This window comes from Streptomyces sp. CAI-85, assembly GCF_013363615.1.
In the GTDB taxonomy this organism is placed as follows: domain Bacteria; phylum Actinomycetota; class Actinomycetes; order Streptomycetales; family Streptomycetaceae; genus Streptomyces; species Streptomyces antibioticus_B.
This window is the reverse complement of record NZ_JAANNX010000006.1, coordinates 147140-164465: the sequence shown is the minus strand read 5'-3', so window position 1 is coordinate 164465 and position 17326 is coordinate 147140. Positions and strand designations below refer to the sequence as shown.

Below are 17326 nucleotides of genomic sequence, written 5' to 3'. Positions count from 1 at the left end.
TCGCCTCGGGCGCCTCCCCGGCCACTGTTGCCTCACCGGCCACGGGAGCGAAGTGGCCCACCCGACTGCCCGCCACCGCCGGATCAGGCAGGGTGGGCACCGCCGCGGTGCAAGTGAAGCTGCCTCCGCGGTGGGGCGCCCCGGACGATCGCGTCCGGGGCGTCACCCGTACCCGGAGGGCCGTACCGGAGGCCGCATGCCGGAGGGGCAGTCCTCCGATACCGGAAGGTCAGTCCTCGGCCATGACCCGGACCGTCGTCAGCCCGCTGTCCGCCGTGTCCGGCAGGTTCATGCCCGCCGCGACCCCGGTGGTCAGGTAGCGCAGCACCGGCCCGGTGAGGCGCTCGCCCGGCAGGACGGCGGGGATGCCCGGCGGATACGGCGTGATCATCTCCCCGGCGACGCGCCCCTCCGCCTCCGCCACGGGAACGTCCGTGTGCCGGCCGAAGTAGGCGTCGCGGGGGAGGACGGCCTGCTCCAGACGGAGGGACGCCGGGGACGGCACGTCGACGCGCGGCGCGTCCCGCAGGTCGTCGGCGTGGTCGGCCAGGTCGCGCAGGGCGGTCAGGAGACGCGCGGTGGTCCGGTCGTCGTCCGCGTGGGTGAGCTGGGCGCTGATCCGGCGGTGGTCGAAGAGGTGCAGATCGATGCGGTGGTGCTCGCGGATCCGGTCGGCGGCGCGGTAGCCGGTGGTCCCCAGGGCGCCGATGTCCATCACGACCGGCAGGGGATCGAAGTCGTCGGCCAGGCCGGGACCGCAGAAGTCCCGCGCGTCGTTCACATGGATGCCGGGGATCCGTTCGATCTCCGCCCGGGTGCGCTCGGCCAGCTCCAGCGCGTGGCCGAGCAGTGCGTGACCGTGCCGGACCATCTGCCGCCGCCAGGCGTCGATCCCGGCGTACAGCAGGACGCTCGGGCTGGTGGTGCCCAACAGGTCGGCCCGGGAGGCGAGTTCGGCCGGGTCCACGTGATCGCCCTGGAGGTGGAACACCGAACCCTGCTCCAGACCGCTGCCCATCTTGTGGATGCTGGTGACACAGATGTCGGCGCCCGCGTCCATGGCCCAGGTGGGCAGCGCGTCGTGGAAGGGCAGATGGGCGCCCCACGCCTCGTCGACGATCAGCGGCGTGCCCCGGCGGTGGCACACGTCGGCGATGGCACGGAGGTCGGCCGCTGTGCCGTAGGGGGTGGGGCTGGTGACGAGGGCGCCGTCGGCGTCGGGATGCTCCGCGAAGCCCTTCTCGTAGGCCGCCGCCGACGGGGGATGGGCGAGATGGCGCTCGGTGTCCCACTCCGGCTCGACCCACAGCGGGCGCACCCCGGACAGGATGAGGCCCGCGACGACCGACTTGTGGGCGTCCCGGCCGATGAGGAGACTGCGCCCGGGGCCGGTGACGGTGAGCATGGCCGCCTTGACCGACAGCGAGCTTCCGCAGGTCGAGAAGAAGGTGTGCTCCGCGTGCACGGCGTCGGCCATCAGCTCCTCGGCCCGCTCCAGGACCCGGCCGCGGGTGAGACGGTCGTCGAGTCCCCCGCTGGCCAGCACGTCACCGAAGTACACCGCGTCCCCCAGCACCGCCCGGGCCCGGGGGTCCGCGCCGCGGGCCTGCTTGTGGCCCGGCGGGGTGAAGGCCAGCTCGTCGGCCTCGTGATAGCGGGCCAGAGCTTCCAGGACGGGCGCTTCGTCATGGTTCGCAGGCATGCCTCCGGAGTGCCCCCGCCGACCCGATCCATGCGTGACGGCGCCTCACGCCGGGACCCGCCTACAGCCCGGTGTGGACGTACGCCGCCCACTGGGCCGGGACCGCCGGACGGGCCGCGCGTCGGTGCCGGACCGCGTCGTGCAGCGCCTCGGCCGAGCGGGCGGGCCGGGGCGGGGTGTCGCCGCCGTCGGTGAGACGGTCGTAGAAGCGGTGGGCGACGGCCCTGGCGGTGCGGTCCGTGACGGGCCACAGGGTGCCGACGACGGAGCGGTAGCCGGCCAGATGGAAGGCGGCGGTGAGGTGGGTCGCCTCGTCGGCGTGGCGGGGGCCGGTGTCGGTGGTGCTGCACGCCGAGAGGTAGGCGAGACCGGCGTCGGCCAGGCGGAGCCGGGCGATCGTGGTGAGCGTCAGCGGGTGCGTCAGGTGGTCGTGCAGGATCAGCAGGCTGTCGGAGGGGCTGTCCAGGTCGGCGAAGCCGTGGCAGGCGAAGTGCGCGACGTCGTGGGTGGTCAGCGCCGCCGTGACAGCGTCGTGGGTCGTGGTGCCGCCCGGGGACGGCAGGACGGTCGCCGCGGGGACGAGCCGCCGCAGGCTCGCCGCCTCCTCGGTGGCGCCCGGCAGGGGAGTGACCTCCGGCGCGTCGGGCACGGCGACGACCACCGTGCGTCCGGGGTCGGGGTCCGGCCCGCGCAGCGCTCGCGCGTGCAGCAGGGCCCGTGCGGTGGGCGTGTAGGAGGAGATCACCCGGTCGAGCACCGCGTCCGCGCCGCCGTCGTGCCGCCCCGCGGCGTGCAGCGGCAGGAACGTCGCCACGCCGACCGGGCACCACCACACCCGCGGCCAGGGCCGTCCGGCGGCCGGGAGTTCCGGGTGGCCGAGGGCGTCGAGGACCTCCCGCGCGAAGCCGTCCCACATCCAGGCCAGCACGCCGAGGATCCGCCGCTGGGCGGCGAGCGGGTCGTCGCCGTCCAGGGCGTCCGACGCGGCGCGCAGCACGTCCACCTGCTCGCGGACGGCGGCCTCGGTGAACGCGGGCAACGGCACGGCCCGCACCGGCTCCTTCGCCGAGTCCCGCAGGACGAGGGCGTGCCCCGCCTCGCGGTGCGCGACGAGATAGACGACCGGGCCGTCCACGGCCGCCTGCCGGACCTCCTCCACGGCGGGCGCCGACAGGAAGCCCGCGAGGCCGGGGACCTCCCGGATCCGGCCGAGCAGCCCGTCCCAGCGGGCCATCAGGTCCGCGCGGTCCTCCTCGGACGCGTCCACGGCGTGGTCGTTCGCCTCGACGGCGTCCCGCAGGGCGTGGAAGCTCGCGGCCAACTCCGGTGCGCGGCGCCGCAGTTCACCGAGATCACCCCGGGTGTCCAGGGTGTCGGCGATCAGCAGCCCCCTGGTCTGCTCAAGGAGTTCGACCGCGCGTGCCGGCTCCCCCGCGGCGACGGCGGCCGCCGCGACCGTCGCCGCCATGCCGTGCAGCCCGGTGACCCGGTGCAGCCGGTCCGCGCGCCGCAGCCGCCGCGGCGCCACCGGCCCGACCAGCTCGGCGACCCGTTCCGCCATCACCAGGGCGTGCGCCGGGTCACCGGCCTCCAGATCGCCGTCCGCGGCGTACCGGGCGGCGGCGACCCTGAGGACCGCGGCGGCCGTCCGGGTGCCGGCCGCCTCGGCGAAACAGCTCCTCGCCTCGTCCAGCTCGCGTCGCTCGCCGCCCCGGTCGAACGACGTCTTCACCGCGACCCCCAGGTTGAACAGATACATCGCCCGGTCGGGATCGTCGGCCGGGGTCGCCGCCACCGCCTCCCGCGCGACCTCGACGTTCTCCCTCAACGCCGCGACGTCGCCCGTGCGTTCCAGCAGGGTCTGGAGGGCCGCGCCCAGGTTGGAGCAGTACATCGCGCGGTCGGGGTGGCCGGCCGGTGTCATCGCGACGGCCCGGCGCGCGGCACCGATCGCCTCGTCCAGCGCGGCGGCGTCGTCCGACTCCTCGGCCAGGGCGCGCAGCGCGACCCCGAGGTTGGCGAGCCGTCCGGCGTGGTCGGGGTGGTCCTCCGGGGTGGCGTCGACCGAGTCCCGCGCCGCCGCGACCGCCTCCGTCAGCAGCCCGGCCTCGCCGGTCCTGGTGAACAGGGTGTGCAGGACGGCGACGAAGTTGCTCAGCCGGGGGCCGCGGCCGGGATGGCCGGACGGTGTCGCGGCGGCCGCCCGCCGGGTCGCGTCCACGGCCTCCCTGAGCGTTCCCAGGTCGCCGAACCGCTGGAACGACGTCTGGAGGATGCCGCTCAGATTGGACAGATACATGGCGAGGTTGGGGTGGTCCGGCGGGGTTCCGGCGACGGCCGCCCGCCCCCGCTCGACCGCCTCGGCCAACGCGTCCTCGTCACCGGTCCGGTCGAAGAGGGTCTGGAGGGTGGCGCCCAAGTTCGCGAGACGGCCGCCGAGTTGGGGATCGCCGTCCGGAGTCGCCGTCACCGAGGCGCGCCCGCAGCCGACGGCCTCGCGCAGTACGTCGACGTCGCCGGTTCGCGCGTACAGGGCCCGCAGCGCGCCCCCGAGGTTCGAGGCGTACCTGGCCTGTTCGGGTGAGCCGTCCGGGGCCGCCGCCACCGCGGCCCGGCCCGCCGTCACCGCGTCCGCCAGCTCGTCCAGGTCCCCGGCGCGCGCGTACAGGGTGAACAGTACGGTGCAGAGGTTGCCCAGGTACATCGCACGGCCCGGATGGTCCGGCGGCGCGGCCGCCAGCACGTTCCGCATCAACCGGACCGACTCGCGCAGCGGTTCCGGGTCCCCGGTGCGTTCCGCCAGGGCCCGCAGCGAGCCCGCCAGGTTGGACCAGGCCATGATCCGGTCGGGGGCGTCGGGCGACCAGGCGGCCACCGCGTCCCGGCCGGCGTCCACCGCCTCCTCCAGCACGTCGACGTCACCGGTGCGCTGGAACAGGCCGCGCAGGCCGATGCCCAGGTTGGACAGGACCGCGGCGCGGTCGGGGTGGCCGGGCGACAGGGCGGCGGCCGCGGCGCGCTCGACGTCCACCGCCTCGCGCAGGGCCTCCGTCTCGCCGGTCGTCTCGAACCGGGTGTGCAGGGCCAGTCCGAGGTTGGACAGGACGCCCGCGCGGGCGGGGGAGTCCGGGGCGACCGCGGCCACGGCGGCCCGCCCGGCCTCGACGGCCTCGTCCAGCAGGGCCGCGTCCCCCGTGGCGTCGGACAACGTCCTGAGCACGGTGCCGAGATCCGACAGGAGTCCGCTGTCGCCCCGCGCGGTGACCGCCTCGCGGAACCGGGTGAGCGCGGCCCGGTCCTCGTCGGTGGGCGGCGTCAGCAGGTCCACGGCCCGGTCGAGGTCGTCGTCGGCGTCCGGCAGCGCGAGGTAGCGCAGCCAGTGCCGGAGGCCCAGCGCGGAACGCACCGCGCCGTCCGCCGGGACGTCGGGTTCCGCCAGTTCGGCGAGGACCGCCGCCAGGACAGTGGATTCACCGCCCGCGACCGCGTCCGGATCCCCCTGCGCCACCGCGGAGTCCAGGGCGGTCCGTAATCGGGCGAGGGTCCTGTCACGGTCGGTGACCTCGGGCGAACTGACCACGTGCGTCCTTTCCCGGGCGAAGGGGTGGCGCCATGGTGTCACCCGGCGCCACCCTCCGGCAGGCGGACGGCCCACTTCCCCCGTGGGCTACTCCGCTTCCTCGCGGATCAGTTCCTCGTACGCGGCGGCGGTGAGCAGTCCGTCGAGCTGACGCTTGTCACCGATCTTGATGTCGATCAGCCAACCCTCGCCGTAGGGCTCGTCGTTGACCAGTTCCGCATTCGCGTCCAGCTCGTCGTTGAGCGCGCTCACCGTGCCGGACAGCGGCGCGTACACCTCGCTGACCGCCTTCACCGACTCGATGGACCCGAAGGGATCCCCCGCCTCCAGGACCCGGCCCTTGTCCGGCAGTTCGACGAAGACGACGTCGCCGAGCTGCCGTTGCGCGAACTCGGTGATACCGACGCGCACCACATCGGCGCCGGTCGGCAGCACCCACTCGTGGTCCTTGGTGTACTTCAGCTCGGTGGGGACGTTCGCCACGGGGACTCCTTCAGGGCGGTCGGGGCGCCGAACGGTCGTGGTCGGCGGGGCCAGTGTGGGTGAGCGGACGGACGTTCCGGCGGACCGTCACCCTGATGGACCACCAGGGCTGTGCCGGGCGGCCGGCCGGTGGCCACTTGTCGCCGTTGACCGGCCCCGGCCGCCGTGCGAGCGTCACCGCAACGCCGCCCGCGCCGAGCCGGGCGGCCGGACAGGAGGGGCAGCCATGCACCCACGACGGACCCGCCGGAACCGGTGCGCGACGACGGTCGCGCTGGTGGTCTCCGTGGCCCTCGGGACGGCGGGCGCGGTGAGCGCGATGGGCGCTGCCCAGGCCGCCGAGGCACGCCAAGACGCCGCCCCCGTCAGTGTCCTGACGATCCAGAGCGACCCCACGCCCGAGGAGCAGGCGCAGTTGCGCGAGGTCGCCGCCGCGATCTGGAACCCCGAGCTGGCGGCCGGCTGGAACATGAACACCGACGTGGCCGCCGTGCTCTCCGACGCCACCGGTGAGATCCTGCGCTGTTCCCAGGCGTTCGCCCTGGTGCCCAAGCCACCGGGTTTCGTCCCCGGCATCGGCTACCTGGTGAGCTACGCCCAGCAGTTGAAGAACTACTTCCTCGCCGTGCGGGACAACCGCACCTACCGCGCCTGTGTGGTGACCGCCGCCGCGAACTACCGTTCCGCCGTCGAGATGGCCTCCATGGGCATCTGAACGGCCGTTCCGCCTCAGGGCGTCGACGGCGCCGCGCACTGGGTGGACGGCGGGCAGAACCACGCGCGGGCCGTGTCGAGCAGCTCGCGCTCGTCCTCGTTCCCGTCGCTCTCGGAGCCGTAGACGATGAGGGCGTAGTTCTCGCTGTCCTCGGCCCGGAAGCGGTAGTCGATGACATGGAACGAGGAGCCGTTCGACGGTTCGCCGCTGAGTTCGTCGGCCGTGTACTCGTGCTCGGCCGCCTCCCCCTCGGAGGGGTCGGGCACGTACTGGAGATGGATCTCCTGATAGCCCTCCAGCTTGCGCCCGGCCCGCTGGGCCTCCACCACCGAGGCGTGCGGGGAGTCCTCCATGAGCTGGAAGACCTGCACCCTGCGCACCCCGTCGGGGCCGCGGTACTCGACGACGTCGATGCCGTACTGCGAGGGGCTGCTCTCGCGGCTCCAGCCCTGCGGCAGCGCGATACGGAAGCCCTCGGAGTCCTCCAGGACCTCGAAGCCCGCGGGCGGCGACGGTGACGCGGACGCCGTCGGGTCGGACGCCGTCCCGCCGTCCGAGGTGTCCTCGCCGGTCGCGCCGTCGTCGGTCCCGCCGGGATTCACGGGCGCCTCCTCGGACGGCGGCCGGTACGGCTCCGGTTCGTCCTTCCAGCCGAGCGCCCAGGTGGCGAACGCGAGGGCGCACACGCTCAGGACGGCCGCCGTGCGCCGGATCATGAACCGCTGGCGCGGCAGATCGAGATACTGCTCGGGGTGGAAGAGGCGTTCACGGCGTGATCCGGCCCATTCCTGGCGCTCGGTGTCGAACACTCTCATCGTCGCCGTCCTCCGTACCGCGCTGCCGTGTCCGTCATCGGGGAACTCCGCCCGTCAGCCGAGCAGTTGGGCGATGCCCTGCACCACCGCGGTGGCCGAGGCGACCGCGCCCACGGCCGCCGCCTGCGAGCCCAGCCAGCCCCGCACCCCGCCGAGCAGCCGGGTCAGCCGGCCGGTGCTCGCGGTGCCGGCGCCCACGATCTCGGCCTCGGCATCGGCGAGTTCACCGTCGAGCACGGCGTCCACCTCGCTGCGGTCCGCCGCCGACGGCAGCGCCTCGCGCAACTCGCGGATGGCGGCGAGGAGTTCGGCGTGCCGCGGGTCGGGCTCGGCGCCGGTCGTGTTGTACGAGGTCGCCTTGCCGTGGCTGCCGGTGGCGATCGACCCTCCGCTCATCGACCCGATGCTCACGCTTCCGGACTGCTCGGGGGTGTTCTGTTCGTCGCTCGGCATGGCGTGCGTCCCTCGTCTCATGGTGCGGGGTGGGAGTTGGTCGTCGTCGGCGGGTTCTTCGGCGAACCCGGCGTGGACGGCGGGGTGGTGTGGGACGCGCTGCCGTGGCGGCCGGTGGCCACCGCGCCGCCGGACATGTCCTTGATGAAGACGCTGCCGCCGCTGAGCTGGTACACGTGCTGCTCGAACTCCTCGGTGCGGTAGCCGTGCGCCTTGAGCGCCTCCCGGACACCGTTGACGATGCGTTCCCGGATCGTCTTCACATAGCGGGTGCTGTCCATCTCCTGGAACGCGGAGAGCTGTCCGGTGCCCACCAGGGAGCGCAGCGAGACCCGCGGCGCGTCCGGCAGGGCGTCGCCGTCGGACCAGCCCGCCAGGACCGCGCTGCGCAGGGTGGCGAGTCCGCCGAGGCCGGCGTCGACCCCGACCGCCGGGGCGTGCCGCAGGGCGCGCAGGGCCGAGCGGACCCAGCTCTCCGGGAGCCGTTCCACGAAGGTGTCGACGGCGCGGAAGTCGCGCCGGACCGGGCGCAGGACGTAGGGCAGTACTTCGAGGACGAGCATGCGGCCCTGGGTGTGGACCCGCACCAGGACGGTCACGACGACCTGTTCGCGCCAGGCGCCCACCCGGACCCGCAGGAACACCCGGCGGCTCTCGCCGCCCTCGTCGACGGCCTCGCGCTGATGCGCGGCGACCTGGGCGGGGTCGTAGACGGGCAGGCCCCGGCCGCGGCCGGTCCCCCGGGTGAGGGCGGCCGGGTCGGCGACGCCGCCCACCTCCAGCTCCTCGTCGCGGGCGACGCCCGCGGGCAGATAGACGAACCGGTCGATCTCCAGGTCCCGCAGCCGGTCCCGGCCGCTCAGCGCGGATGCCTCGCGCAGTCCGGTCAACTGCGGTTCGATCATGGAGAGCGCGGCGTCGGCGGTGAGCGGACCGCTGACCTGACGGGGGACGCCCGGGACGGTGTCGGTGGTGCCGGTCGTGTCGGGGGTGTCCTCGGCGGCCGGGCCGGTCTCGCCGGGGTGCCGGGTGCGCTTGCGCAGTTCCATCGCGAACGACCAGGGCGTCTGGGCGTCGCCCAGGCCGACGAACGGGTTCTCGTCGTCGTACAGGGTGAGCGACGCCTCCTGTTCGCGCCGGACGTCGTCCCGCAGCATCTCGAACAGCGGCCCCTCGGGCAGGTCGGGCTGGGTGGCGGTGGGGAAGGTCCAGCGGGCCAGCCAGCGGCACAGCGCCTTGCGCTGGGAGCCCTGGTACCACCAGACGATGAGCACCATCGCGAGAGGGAACAGCAGCGGGTACGGCGTCTGGACGCCGCCGCCGAGGACGCCGAAGACGTACCAGCACCAGTAGAAGGCGGCGAAGGCCCAGGCGCCCGCGGAGAGCAGGGACCCCGCGCCGTCGGCCGCCTTGGCGACCGGGTCCGGTAATCCGGCGGACCGGGCGGCGGCGCCCCCGCCCTTGGCGGTGTGGGCGAACCACAGGCCGAACACGACCAGCGCGTACAGCACCGACCAGGGCAGCGGCAGCCCGTCGGTGAGCCGGTCGTCGCCCTCGAAGAACGCGGTGAGGACGTCGCTGAAGTGGACGTCGGCGCCGTCGCCCCAGCGGTCGGAGAGGCTGTCCCAGAACATGACCACGTCGGACAGGAAGAAGCCGGCCCAGGCGCCGAGCATCAGCAGGGCCGTCCGCGCCTCCTGCCGGGTCGCCCGCAGGGCGTGGGACAGGACGGGGAGGACGTCGACGCCGTTGGGCGGGGCGACCGGGCGTTCCCGGTGGTCGAGGAGTTCCTCGACGACCCGGCGCCGGAACCCCGCGTCCTGGTACACGCCGGCGCACAGCAGGCGGGTGGCCTCCGTGCGGCTGTAGCGGTGTTCCGGAAGTCTCACGCCAGACACGTCGCTCCCCCTGCTGGTCCGTCGTAGCTGATCCGTCGTACCCCCGATCGCGGCGGCCGTCGAGGGATGGGACGGAAAAAGTACAGCCGATGTGATCGGGCTCGGACAGGTTCTGATCCCTGGTGCCCTGATGGAGTGAAAGGCGGCGGAAGCGCTGGACGGGTGTGACCTCTGGGGGTACCGGCGGAGCCGAATTCAGCTTAGGTTAGCCTTACCTCGCCTGGCCGGAAATCATCATCATCTCGGCCGGTTCTTGATCATGACCGGAGGCCCCTCATGTCCCCAACCCCGCCGTCCCGCCGCCACGGCCGGATCGCCGTGCTCTGCCTGGTCGTCCTCGGGGCCCTGCTCCCGGCGACCGCCGCGCAGGCCGCGAGCCGCGGGGTGCAGGGCGGCCGGCTCGACTGGGGCATCAAGTCGTCCTTCCAGAGCTATGTCACCGGGCCCATCGCGAAGGGGAGTTACTCCCTGACCGGCGGTGCCGCCACGGTCGGCGCGAGCACCTTCCGCTTCCACTCGGCGAACGGCAGCTACGACGGCGCCACCGGCTCCTTCTCCGCGTCCTTCTCCGGCGGGGTCCGCTTCGTCGGCCACCGGACCGACGCCGGCGCCTACCAGCTCGACCTCACCCTCAGCCGCCCCACCGTCCGGATATCCGGCTCCTCCGGAACCCTCTATCTGGACGTCACCGGCAAGGCCAAGAGCAGCGGTCGCGTCACCACCTCGTACCAGGTGCCCTTCGCGAACCTCTCCCTCGGCGGCATCGACATGCGGGGCGCCGGCAACTCGGTCGTCCTCAACAACCTGCCCGCCACCCTCACCGCCCAGGGCGCCACGTCCTTCGCCGGGTACTACACCGCCGGCACCGTCCTCGACCCGGTGAGCCTGTCGGCCGACGTCAAGCCCGCCGCGGCCGCCGCGTCGAAGAAGCCCACCGCCAAGGCGTCCACCAAGTCGCCCGCGAAGAAGGGCACGTCGAGCAAACTGAAGGACGGCGCCGCCGACTGGGGTGTGCGCCGCACCTTCCGCGAGTACGTCACCGGCGACATCGCCCGCGGCGAGTGGACCCTCTCCGGCGGAGCCCAGGACGGCGGCGCGCTCTTCCGCTTCCCCGGCGGCCGGGGCACCTTCAAGGGCGGCGACCTCGACGCCACCTTCAAGGGCGCCGTCCGCTTCACCGGCCAGGACGGCCTCGACCTGACACTCGACGCCGTCCGCGCCACCGTCAAGGACGGCAAGGGCACCCTCTACGCCGATGTGACGAGCCCCGGCCTCACCGACTCCAAGGTCCCCCTGGTCACCTTCACCGCCAAGAACCTCAAGGCGAAGAACGGCCTGGTCGCCGTCACCGAGGCCCCCGCGAAACTCACCGCCGACGCCGCCGAGGCATTCGGCGGCGTCTACCGGGCCGGCACCGCGATGGACCCGGTGTCCCTCGCCGTCGCCCTCACCGACGACGCCGAACTGCCCGCCCTGCCCGACCTGGGCAGCACACCCACGGCGAGCGAGACCCCCGCCGCGTCCTCGGCGTCCCCGGCCGCCACCCCCTCCACCCGGCCCGTCGCGAGCACCACCGACGACGACGGCGTCCCCGTCCTGCCCGTCGGCCTCGCGGCCGGCGCCCTGCTGCTGACGGCCGCGGCCTCGCTGCTCGTCGTCCGCCGGCGCCGCGCCCGGCCCGCCGCCGACACTCCCACGTCCGAAGAGGACTGACCCCCGGGCCCGCCGCCGCGGCGCCGTCCCACCACCCAAGGAGAACCCCCGACCATGTCCGCCACCTCGTACAGACGCCGTCCCGTCGCGCTCGCTGCGGCCGTCGCCACCGCCGCCGCGCTGGGCGCCACCGCCCTCGCCACGCTCGGCGCGACGACCGCCTCGGCCGCCGAAGTGCCGCTCTCCGGTTACGAGTTGACCTGGGGCATCAAGCAGTCCTACCGCACGTACGTGACCACCTACGCGGCCGGCACCTTCACCGCCACGGACGGCGCGAGCCAGGCCGCGGGCAACGGCGCCTTCACCTTCACGGACGGCACCGGCACCTACGACTCCACCGCGCACACCCTGGACCTCGGCTTCAAGGGCAGCCTCCGGATCGTCTCCGCCGCGCACGGCTTCGACATCTCGCTGTCCGACGTGAAGTTCGACAGCGCGGCCGCGGAGATCACCGCGGACGTCACCAAGTCCGGGACGACCACCCAGGACGTGCCGCTCGCCGACGTCACCGTGACCCGTGCCATGACGGACATGGAGACCAAGCTGACGAAGGAGGCCGCGGACGTCTTCGGCAGCGCGAGCTACGAGGGCGCGGCCGGCGACCCGCTGACGGTCCTTCAGAAGACCCCGCCGGCGTCGCCGTCCGCCTCCGCGTCGGCCTCCGCCTCCTCCTCCCCGTCGGGCGGCACCTCTCCGTCCGCCTCCGCCTCGGCCTCCGGCGGCACCTCGCCGTCCGCGTCGGCCTCCGCCTCGCAGAGCGCGTCGGCGTCGGCGTCCGCCTCGGACGGCGCCTCGCCCTCCGCCTCCGCCACGCAGGCCCCGGCCAAGGGCGACATCGCCGACGGCACGCTCGGCTGGGGCGTGAAGAAGTCCTTCCGCACCTACGTGGTGGACGGTGTCGCCAAGGGCAAGATCACCACGTCGGGCGGCGCGAAGCAGGCCGCGGACAATGGCGTGTTCACCTTCGTGGACGCGACGGGTGAGTACGACACGGACGAGGACACCCTCACCGCGTCCTTCAAGGGCTCGGTGAACTTCAAGGGCCACGAGGAGAACGGCGAGTACGGCCTCGACCTCACGCTCTCCGACGTCCGCGCCACCCTCGACGGCGGCACCGGCAAGCTCACCGCCGACGTCACCAGCCTCGGCGAGAAGACCGAGGACGTCGTCCTCGCCGACCTCAAGGCGGCGAAGTCCGACCTGACCGCCTCCGGTGACGTCATCACGGTCGACGGCATCGCGGCCGACCTCACCGCGGCCGGCGCCGAGGCGTTCGGCGGGTTCTACCCGGCCGGCACCGACCTCGACCCGGTCGACCTGCGCGTCGCCCTCACCGACGACGCCGACCTGCCCGGCGACGGCGGCACCGACGGCGGCTCCAGCGGCGGCGGTTCCGGCAGCGGCGGCTCGGGCACCGGCGGCGCGGGCAGCACCACGGGCGGCGCGGGCACGACGGCCGGCGGCATCACCGGCGGCCTCGCCAACACCGGTTCGGACGTGCCGGCGGTCGCGCTCGGCGGCGCCGCGGCGGTCGCCGTGGCGGCGGGCGCGGGCGTCGTGATAGCGATGCGCAGGCGCCGTACGGCCGAGGGCGAGTAACCGGCCGCGGGTGAATGACCGGCCGCGGGCGGGTCGTCGGCCGAGGGCACGTCATCGGCCGGGGGGAACACCCGCCCGTAGCAGCCGACTCACGCCGAGGGGCGGACCGGATCGACCCGGTCCGCCCCTTCGCCGTGTGCCGGCCCGCGGCTCATGTCCGGACGGCGTAGACCTTGCCGTCGTCGCTGCCCACGAACACCACGCCGTCCGCCACGGCGGGCGAGGACTTCACCGCGTCACCGGTGGCGAACGACCACAGCTCGTCCCCGGTACGGATGTCCAGCGCGTGCAGATGGGAGTCGTCGGCGCCGACGAAGAGCACGTCGTCGGTGGCCGCGGGCGAGGAGGCGACCCCGGCGCCGAGGGAGCACGACCAGCGCTGCTTGCCGCTGCCCGGGTCCAGCAGATGCACGGCGTCGTCCCCGCCGCTCAGGAACACCCCGTCGTCCAGGACCAACGGCCGGGTGGCGACCGGGCCGCCGGTGCGGAACTGCCACTTGCGGTCGCCGCCGGACGCGTCCACGGCGTACAGGTTCCCGCCGTCGGCCCCCATGAAGACGACACCGTCGTCCACCACGGGCGAACTCTGCGCCGACTGGCCGCCGATGTGGAACGACCACTCCTGGCCGCCGTCCGAGGCGTCCAGGGCGTAGAGACAGCCGCAGTCGCTGCCGATGAACACGAGGCCGTTCGCCACGGTCGGCGAGGAGCCGATCTTGGCGCCCGTGTCGTAGGTCCACGCCTTGGTGCCGGAGGCGGCGCTGACGGCGTGCAGATTGCCGTCGTCGCTCCCGACGAACACGAGCCCGTCGGCGACGGCCGGCGTGGACCGGACGTCGCCCCCGGTGGTGTACGTCCACGCCCGGTCGCCCGAACCGGCGTCGACCGCGTGCAGGGTGCCGTCGTCGCTGCCGATGTAGACGACACCGTTCGCGACCACCGGCGAGGAGCGCACGTCGCCGCCGAGGTGGTACGACCACTTCTGGTTCCCCGACGAGGCGTCCAGGGCGTACAGACAGCCGCAGTCGCTGCCGATGTAGACGACGCCGTCCACGACCGTCGGCGACGACCGCACCAGGTCCCCGGTGCCGAACTCCCAGAGCTTCTTGCCGGCCGACGAGGCGGGGCTCGCGGAGGCGCTCCCCGAGGGGGAACCGGAGCCCTTCGAGGACGGCGAACCGGAGGGGTCCCCGTCGCCGCCTCCCAGCAGCTTCCACCCGGCCAGCGCGCCGCCCACCCCGACCGCGGCCGCCGTGAGCCCGATGATCAGGCCCCGGCGCGAGGGGTTGTGCGACGGCCCGGGCGCGCCGGGGTACGCGCCGGGCGGCCCGAGGACGACCGGCGGCGGCCAGCCCGTCCCGGGCGGGGTGGGATACCCGGTGACGGGCGGGCCCCACGCCGGGTTGACGGGGGCCGGCACGGGCGCGGGCGCCGGTGCCTGTGCCTGTACGGGAACGTGCGGCTGTACCGGGGGAGGCGGCACCGGCGTGGCGGCCGCCACCGGGGCGGTCGTGGTCGGCCGCGGAGCCTCCGCCGGCCGGGGCGGCGCGGGCGGATGGGCCGACGGCGTGCTCTCCGGAGCCGCAACGGGCGCTGCGGCGGGCGGAGTTGCGGGCGGAGTCGCGGCGGCCGGTGCCGGAAGGGCGGGCGGAGTCGGCGCCGCCGCGGGAAGGGCAGGCGGTGCCGTCGGCAGGGGCGGCGGTGTCGCGGGAAGCGCCGCGGACGTCTGCTCGCGGACCTCCTGGGCGACGACCGTCGGCATCCACTCCGGTTCGGTGAGCAGGCCCGTCGCACCGCGCCCGCTGCCCACCGCCTCGGCCAGCCGGTCCAGGAGCGCGGCCACCCCGGGGCGCCGCTCCGGCTCTTGGGCGAGGCAGTCGGCGACGATGCCGCGCAGCACGTCCGGCACCCGGCTCAGGTCCGGAGCCTCGTACACCGTACGGAAGTTGAGCGCGTTCGCCGGGCCGGTGCCGAACGGGCCGGTGCCGGTGGCGACGTAGCACAGGACCGCGCCGACGGAGAACACGTCGCTCGGCGTCCCGACCGTGCGGCCGGTGAGCTGCTCGGGGGACATGAAGCCCGGCGTCCCGACCACCGTGCCCACATGGGTGAGTTGGGTGTGCTGGGTGTTCGTCTCGACCGCGCGCGAGATCCCGAAGTCGATCACGCGAGGGCCGTCGACCGCGAGCAGGACGTTGGACGGTTTGAGGTCCCGGTGGATCACTCCGGCCGCGTGGATCGCCTCCAGCGCCTCCGCCAGGCCCGCCCCCAGGACGAGTGTCGGCTGTTCGGGCCACGGCCCGTGCTCGGACAGCGCGGTGCCCAGGGACATGCCGGGCACGAAGACCGTGGCCAGCCAGGGCGGTGAGCCCTCCGGGTCGGCGTCCACGACCCCCGCGGTGAACGCGCCGTTGACGCGCCGGGCGGCGGCCGTCTCGCGCGCGAAGCGCCGCCGGAAGTCCGGGTCGCCGGCCAGTTCGGGCCGCACCACCTTGACGGCCACCGGACGGCCGCCCGGCGAACGCCCCAGATACACCTGACCCATGCCGCCGGCCCCGATCCGGGCCACGATCCGGTACCGCCCCACCAGTCGTGGGTCGCCCGGCGACAGGTCTTCGAACATCCCCAATGTGCTGCCCTCCCCCAGGCGGCGCGGGCCATGTGCGCCCCGCCGCGGACCACCATCCTCCCGGATCACCGGGACCGGCTCAATGGCTTCCGGGTTTCCGGTCGGCCCGCTCGCCGGGCCCGGGCCGAGCACCCGGGCCGACGGCGGTCAGACCCCGGTGACCTTGGAGTTCGCCGACACCTCGTACACCAGCGTGACGGTGCGACGGCCGCCGGGAGGCAGGTCGAGGTCCCAGCGGGCGATGCCGTCGGCGTCGACCGCGTCGGGGGCGGGGGAGCAGGACTCCTTGCGCAGCCGCACCTCCACGGCGGAGACCTCCGAGACGGGGATCCGCTCCCGCAGGACGACCGTGCGCTCCCCGGAACCCTCCTCCGCCGCTTCGGCCTGCGGTCGTTCGTCGGGCGCCGAGAAGCGGGACAGATGCAGGCGGACCGTGCGGGTGATCACGGTGCGTTGCGTGAGCGTGGTGGTGTCGCGGGTCTCCTCGGTCTCCCGGACCACCCGGTGGTCGTCCCGGCTGCCGTAGGCCAGTTCGACGGGGGCGCCCGGCGCGGTGAAGTCCAGGGTGCCGCGGCCGCTGAAGCCGCTGCCGCGGACCAGGTCGACGGGCCCGGCGAGCAGTGCGTGCCCCGACCGGTTGTCGAACCGCACCACCTGGGTGACCAGCGGGGACAGTTCGGGCGTACAGGCGTACTCGCCGCGCGCCGCGGTGGTGAACGACGAGACGGGCACCCGGTGGCCGCGGCCGTCCGAGGGCACGGTGACCGGTGCGGGGGAGTGCAGCACCCGGACCTCGCCGCCGTCGTCCACCCCGGGCAGTCCGAGCACCGCGGCCGGGCCGAGGTCGGCGGTCTCCTCCTCGCGGATCTCGACGTCGACGGTACGGCGTTCGGCGGGGGAGCGGTCCTGGAGCGTGAGCCGGTCCTCGCTCAGCCGGGGCGGCTCCCCGGCCAGCGCCGAACGCGCCGTGGACAGCGTCAGCCGTACGCCCGACCAGTCCTCGCCGGTGCGCTGCCAGACCATCGCGTCGGTCTCCAGCGTGAGGGAGTCCCCGTCGAGCACGGCCCGGTAGGCGGGCCGCCACAGCGCGCACGGCACGAGATGGCTCACGCGCAGCTCGGCCGGACCGGCGGCCGTGGCCTCGACGGTCAGCTCGACGTGCCCCACCAGTTCGGCGGGCCGCTGCTCGGCCAGGTCCAAGGCGTCGCCCGCCGCGCCGAGTTCGGTGGCCAGTACGGTCAGCCGGGCCTGTACGGTGCGCAGTTGCTCGGCGTGGGAGTCGCGTTCGGCGTCCACCCGGTCCAGTTCGCCTCGCCAGCGCGGTACTTCGGTCTCGCCGTGGCCGGTGCCCTCGCCGATGTCGCGCAGCAGATCGGCGGCGAGCCGGCCGAGCGCGTCGAGCCGGGCGTGCAGCCGGTCGCGCCGCTGCTCCAGCGTGACCTGCTCCTGTTCGAGGGCGTCCACGCGCCGGCGCAGGGCGGAGTCGTCGGCGGCGGGCCGGCGGGCGCGCGGCGTCCAGGCGCGGACGATCCGCGCGTCGAGCACGGTCGCCGGCAGGGCGCCGGTCAGTTCGGCGTGCAGGGTCCGGTCGACGGCCAGCGCGCCGACGGGTCCGAGGCGCAGCCGCTGGACGCCGGCCGTCAGCTCCACCACCGTGGTGCGTTCGACGTGGGCGCGGTCCTCCAGGCAGGTGACGGCGGTGACGGGCAGGGGGATCGGCTCCGGTGCCGTGGACATGG

Annotated in this window: 11 protein-coding genes; 3 read left to right on the top strand and 8 right to left on the bottom strand. The window is 74.4% G+C overall.

Annotation, left to right across the window (positions count from 1 at the left end; genetic code table 11):
- Window positions 1–229: 229 nt before the first annotated feature.
- From G6W55_RS11100 to gcvH, 3 genes are all read right to left on the bottom strand, one after another.
- Window positions 230–1702, bottom strand: a complete 1473-nt coding sequence (locus G6W55_RS11100; protein ID WP_175520637.1) for an aminotransferase class I/II-fold pyridoxal phosphate-dependent enzyme — start codon at window positions 1700–1702, stop codon at window positions 230–232.
- 61 nt (window positions 1703–1763) lie between these two features.
- Entirely contained in the window at window positions 1764–5282 is a 3519-nt protein-coding gene (locus G6W55_RS11095; RefSeq protein ID WP_175520636.1) for a CHAT domain-containing protein, read from the bottom strand.
- 87 nt (window positions 5283–5369) lie between these two features.
- A complete protein-coding gene (gene gcvH, locus G6W55_RS11090) occupies window positions 5370–5765 on the bottom strand; it encodes a glycine cleavage system protein GcvH (protein ID WP_175520635.1) in 396 nt (131 codons plus the stop codon).
- Window positions 5766–5991: 226 nt separating this feature from the next.
- On the opposite strand from gcvH, the gene G6W55_RS11085 reads away from it, so the two are divergent.
- Complete coding sequence (locus G6W55_RS11085; RefSeq protein WP_175520634.1) at window positions 5992–6480, top strand: hypothetical protein; 489 nt, start codon at window positions 5992–5994, stop codon at window positions 6478–6480.
- Window positions 6481–6494: 14 nt separating this feature from the next.
- Here G6W55_RS11085 and G6W55_RS11080 read toward each other — a convergent pair whose 3' ends face one another.
- The 3 genes from G6W55_RS11080 to G6W55_RS11070 are packed head-to-tail and all read right to left on the bottom strand — an operon-like array spanning window position 6495 to window position 9637.
- Complete coding sequence (locus G6W55_RS11080) at window positions 6495–7295, bottom strand: hypothetical protein (RefSeq protein ID WP_175520633.1); 801 nt, start codon at window positions 7293–7295, stop codon at window positions 6495–6497.
- A gap of 54 nt (window positions 7296–7349) precedes the next feature.
- Window positions 7350–7748, bottom strand: coding sequence for a hypothetical protein (locus G6W55_RS11075; RefSeq protein ID WP_175520632.1), 399 nt, complete (start codon window positions 7746–7748; stop codon window positions 7350–7352).
- Between the two features lie 17 nt (window positions 7749–7765).
- Window positions 7766–9637 (bottom strand): hypothetical protein, encoded by a 1872-nt coding sequence (locus G6W55_RS11070; protein ID WP_175520631.1) that lies wholly within the window; start codon window positions 9635–9637, stop codon window positions 7766–7768.
- A 285-nt stretch (window positions 9638–9922) separates the two neighbouring features.
- Between G6W55_RS11070 and G6W55_RS11065 the strand changes: the two genes are divergently transcribed.
- A complete protein-coding gene (locus tag G6W55_RS11065; protein WP_175520630.1) occupies window positions 9923–11359 on the top strand; it encodes an HtaA domain-containing protein in 1437 nt (478 codons plus the stop codon).
- 54 nt (window positions 11360–11413) lie between these two features.
- Complete coding sequence (locus G6W55_RS11060) at window positions 11414–12958, top strand: HtaA domain-containing protein (protein WP_175520629.1); 1545 nt, start codon at window positions 11414–11416, stop codon at window positions 12956–12958.
- Window positions 12959–13109: 151 nt separating this feature from the next.
- On the opposite strand, the gene G6W55_RS11055 is transcribed toward G6W55_RS11060, so the two are convergent.
- Both G6W55_RS11055 and G6W55_RS11050 read right to left on the bottom strand, forming a co-directional pair.
- The gene (locus G6W55_RS11055) at window positions 13110–15581 is read right to left on the bottom strand and encodes a PQQ-binding-like beta-propeller repeat protein (RefSeq protein WP_175520628.1); all 2472 of its coding nucleotides are present in this window, start codon (window positions 15579–15581) and stop codon (window positions 13110–13112) included.
- A gap of 153 nt (window positions 15582–15734) precedes the next feature.
- Entirely contained in the window at window positions 15735–17324 is a 1590-nt protein-coding gene (locus G6W55_RS11050) for a mucoidy inhibitor MuiA family protein (RefSeq protein ID WP_175520627.1), read from the bottom strand.
- Window positions 17325–17326: the final 2 nt, after the last annotated feature.

What these genes read in the sequence shown, in the direction of transcription:
- G6W55_RS11100 (WP_175520637.1), bottom strand. Translation starts at nt 1,702, where the DNA reads ATGCCTGCGAACCATGACGAAGCGCCCGTCCTGGAAGCTCTGGCCCGC.
- G6W55_RS11085 (WP_175520634.1), top strand. Translation starts at nt 5,992, where the DNA reads ATGCACCCACGACGGACCCGCCGGAACCGGTGCGCGACGACGGTCGCG.
- G6W55_RS11080 (WP_175520633.1), bottom strand. Translation starts at nt 7,295, where the DNA reads ATGAGAGTGTTCGACACCGAGCGCCAGGAATGGGCCGGATCACGCCGT.
- G6W55_RS11075 (WP_175520632.1), bottom strand. Translation starts at nt 7,748, where the DNA reads ATGCCGAGCGACGAACAGAACACCCCCGAGCAGTCCGGAAGCGTGAGC.
- G6W55_RS11065 (WP_175520630.1), top strand. Translation starts at nt 9,923, where the DNA reads ATGTCCCCAACCCCGCCGTCCCGCCGCCACGGCCGGATCGCCGTGCTC.
- G6W55_RS11060 (WP_175520629.1), top strand. Translation starts at nt 11,414, where the DNA reads ATGTCCGCCACCTCGTACAGACGCCGTCCCGTCGCGCTCGCTGCGGCC.
- G6W55_RS11055 (WP_175520628.1), bottom strand. Translation starts at nt 15,581, where the DNA reads ATGTTCGAAGACCTGTCGCCGGGCGACCCACGACTGGTGGGGCGGTAC.
- G6W55_RS11050 (WP_175520627.1), bottom strand. Translation starts at nt 17,324, where the DNA reads ATGTCCACGGCACCGGAGCCGATCCCCCTGCCCGTCACCGCCGTCACC.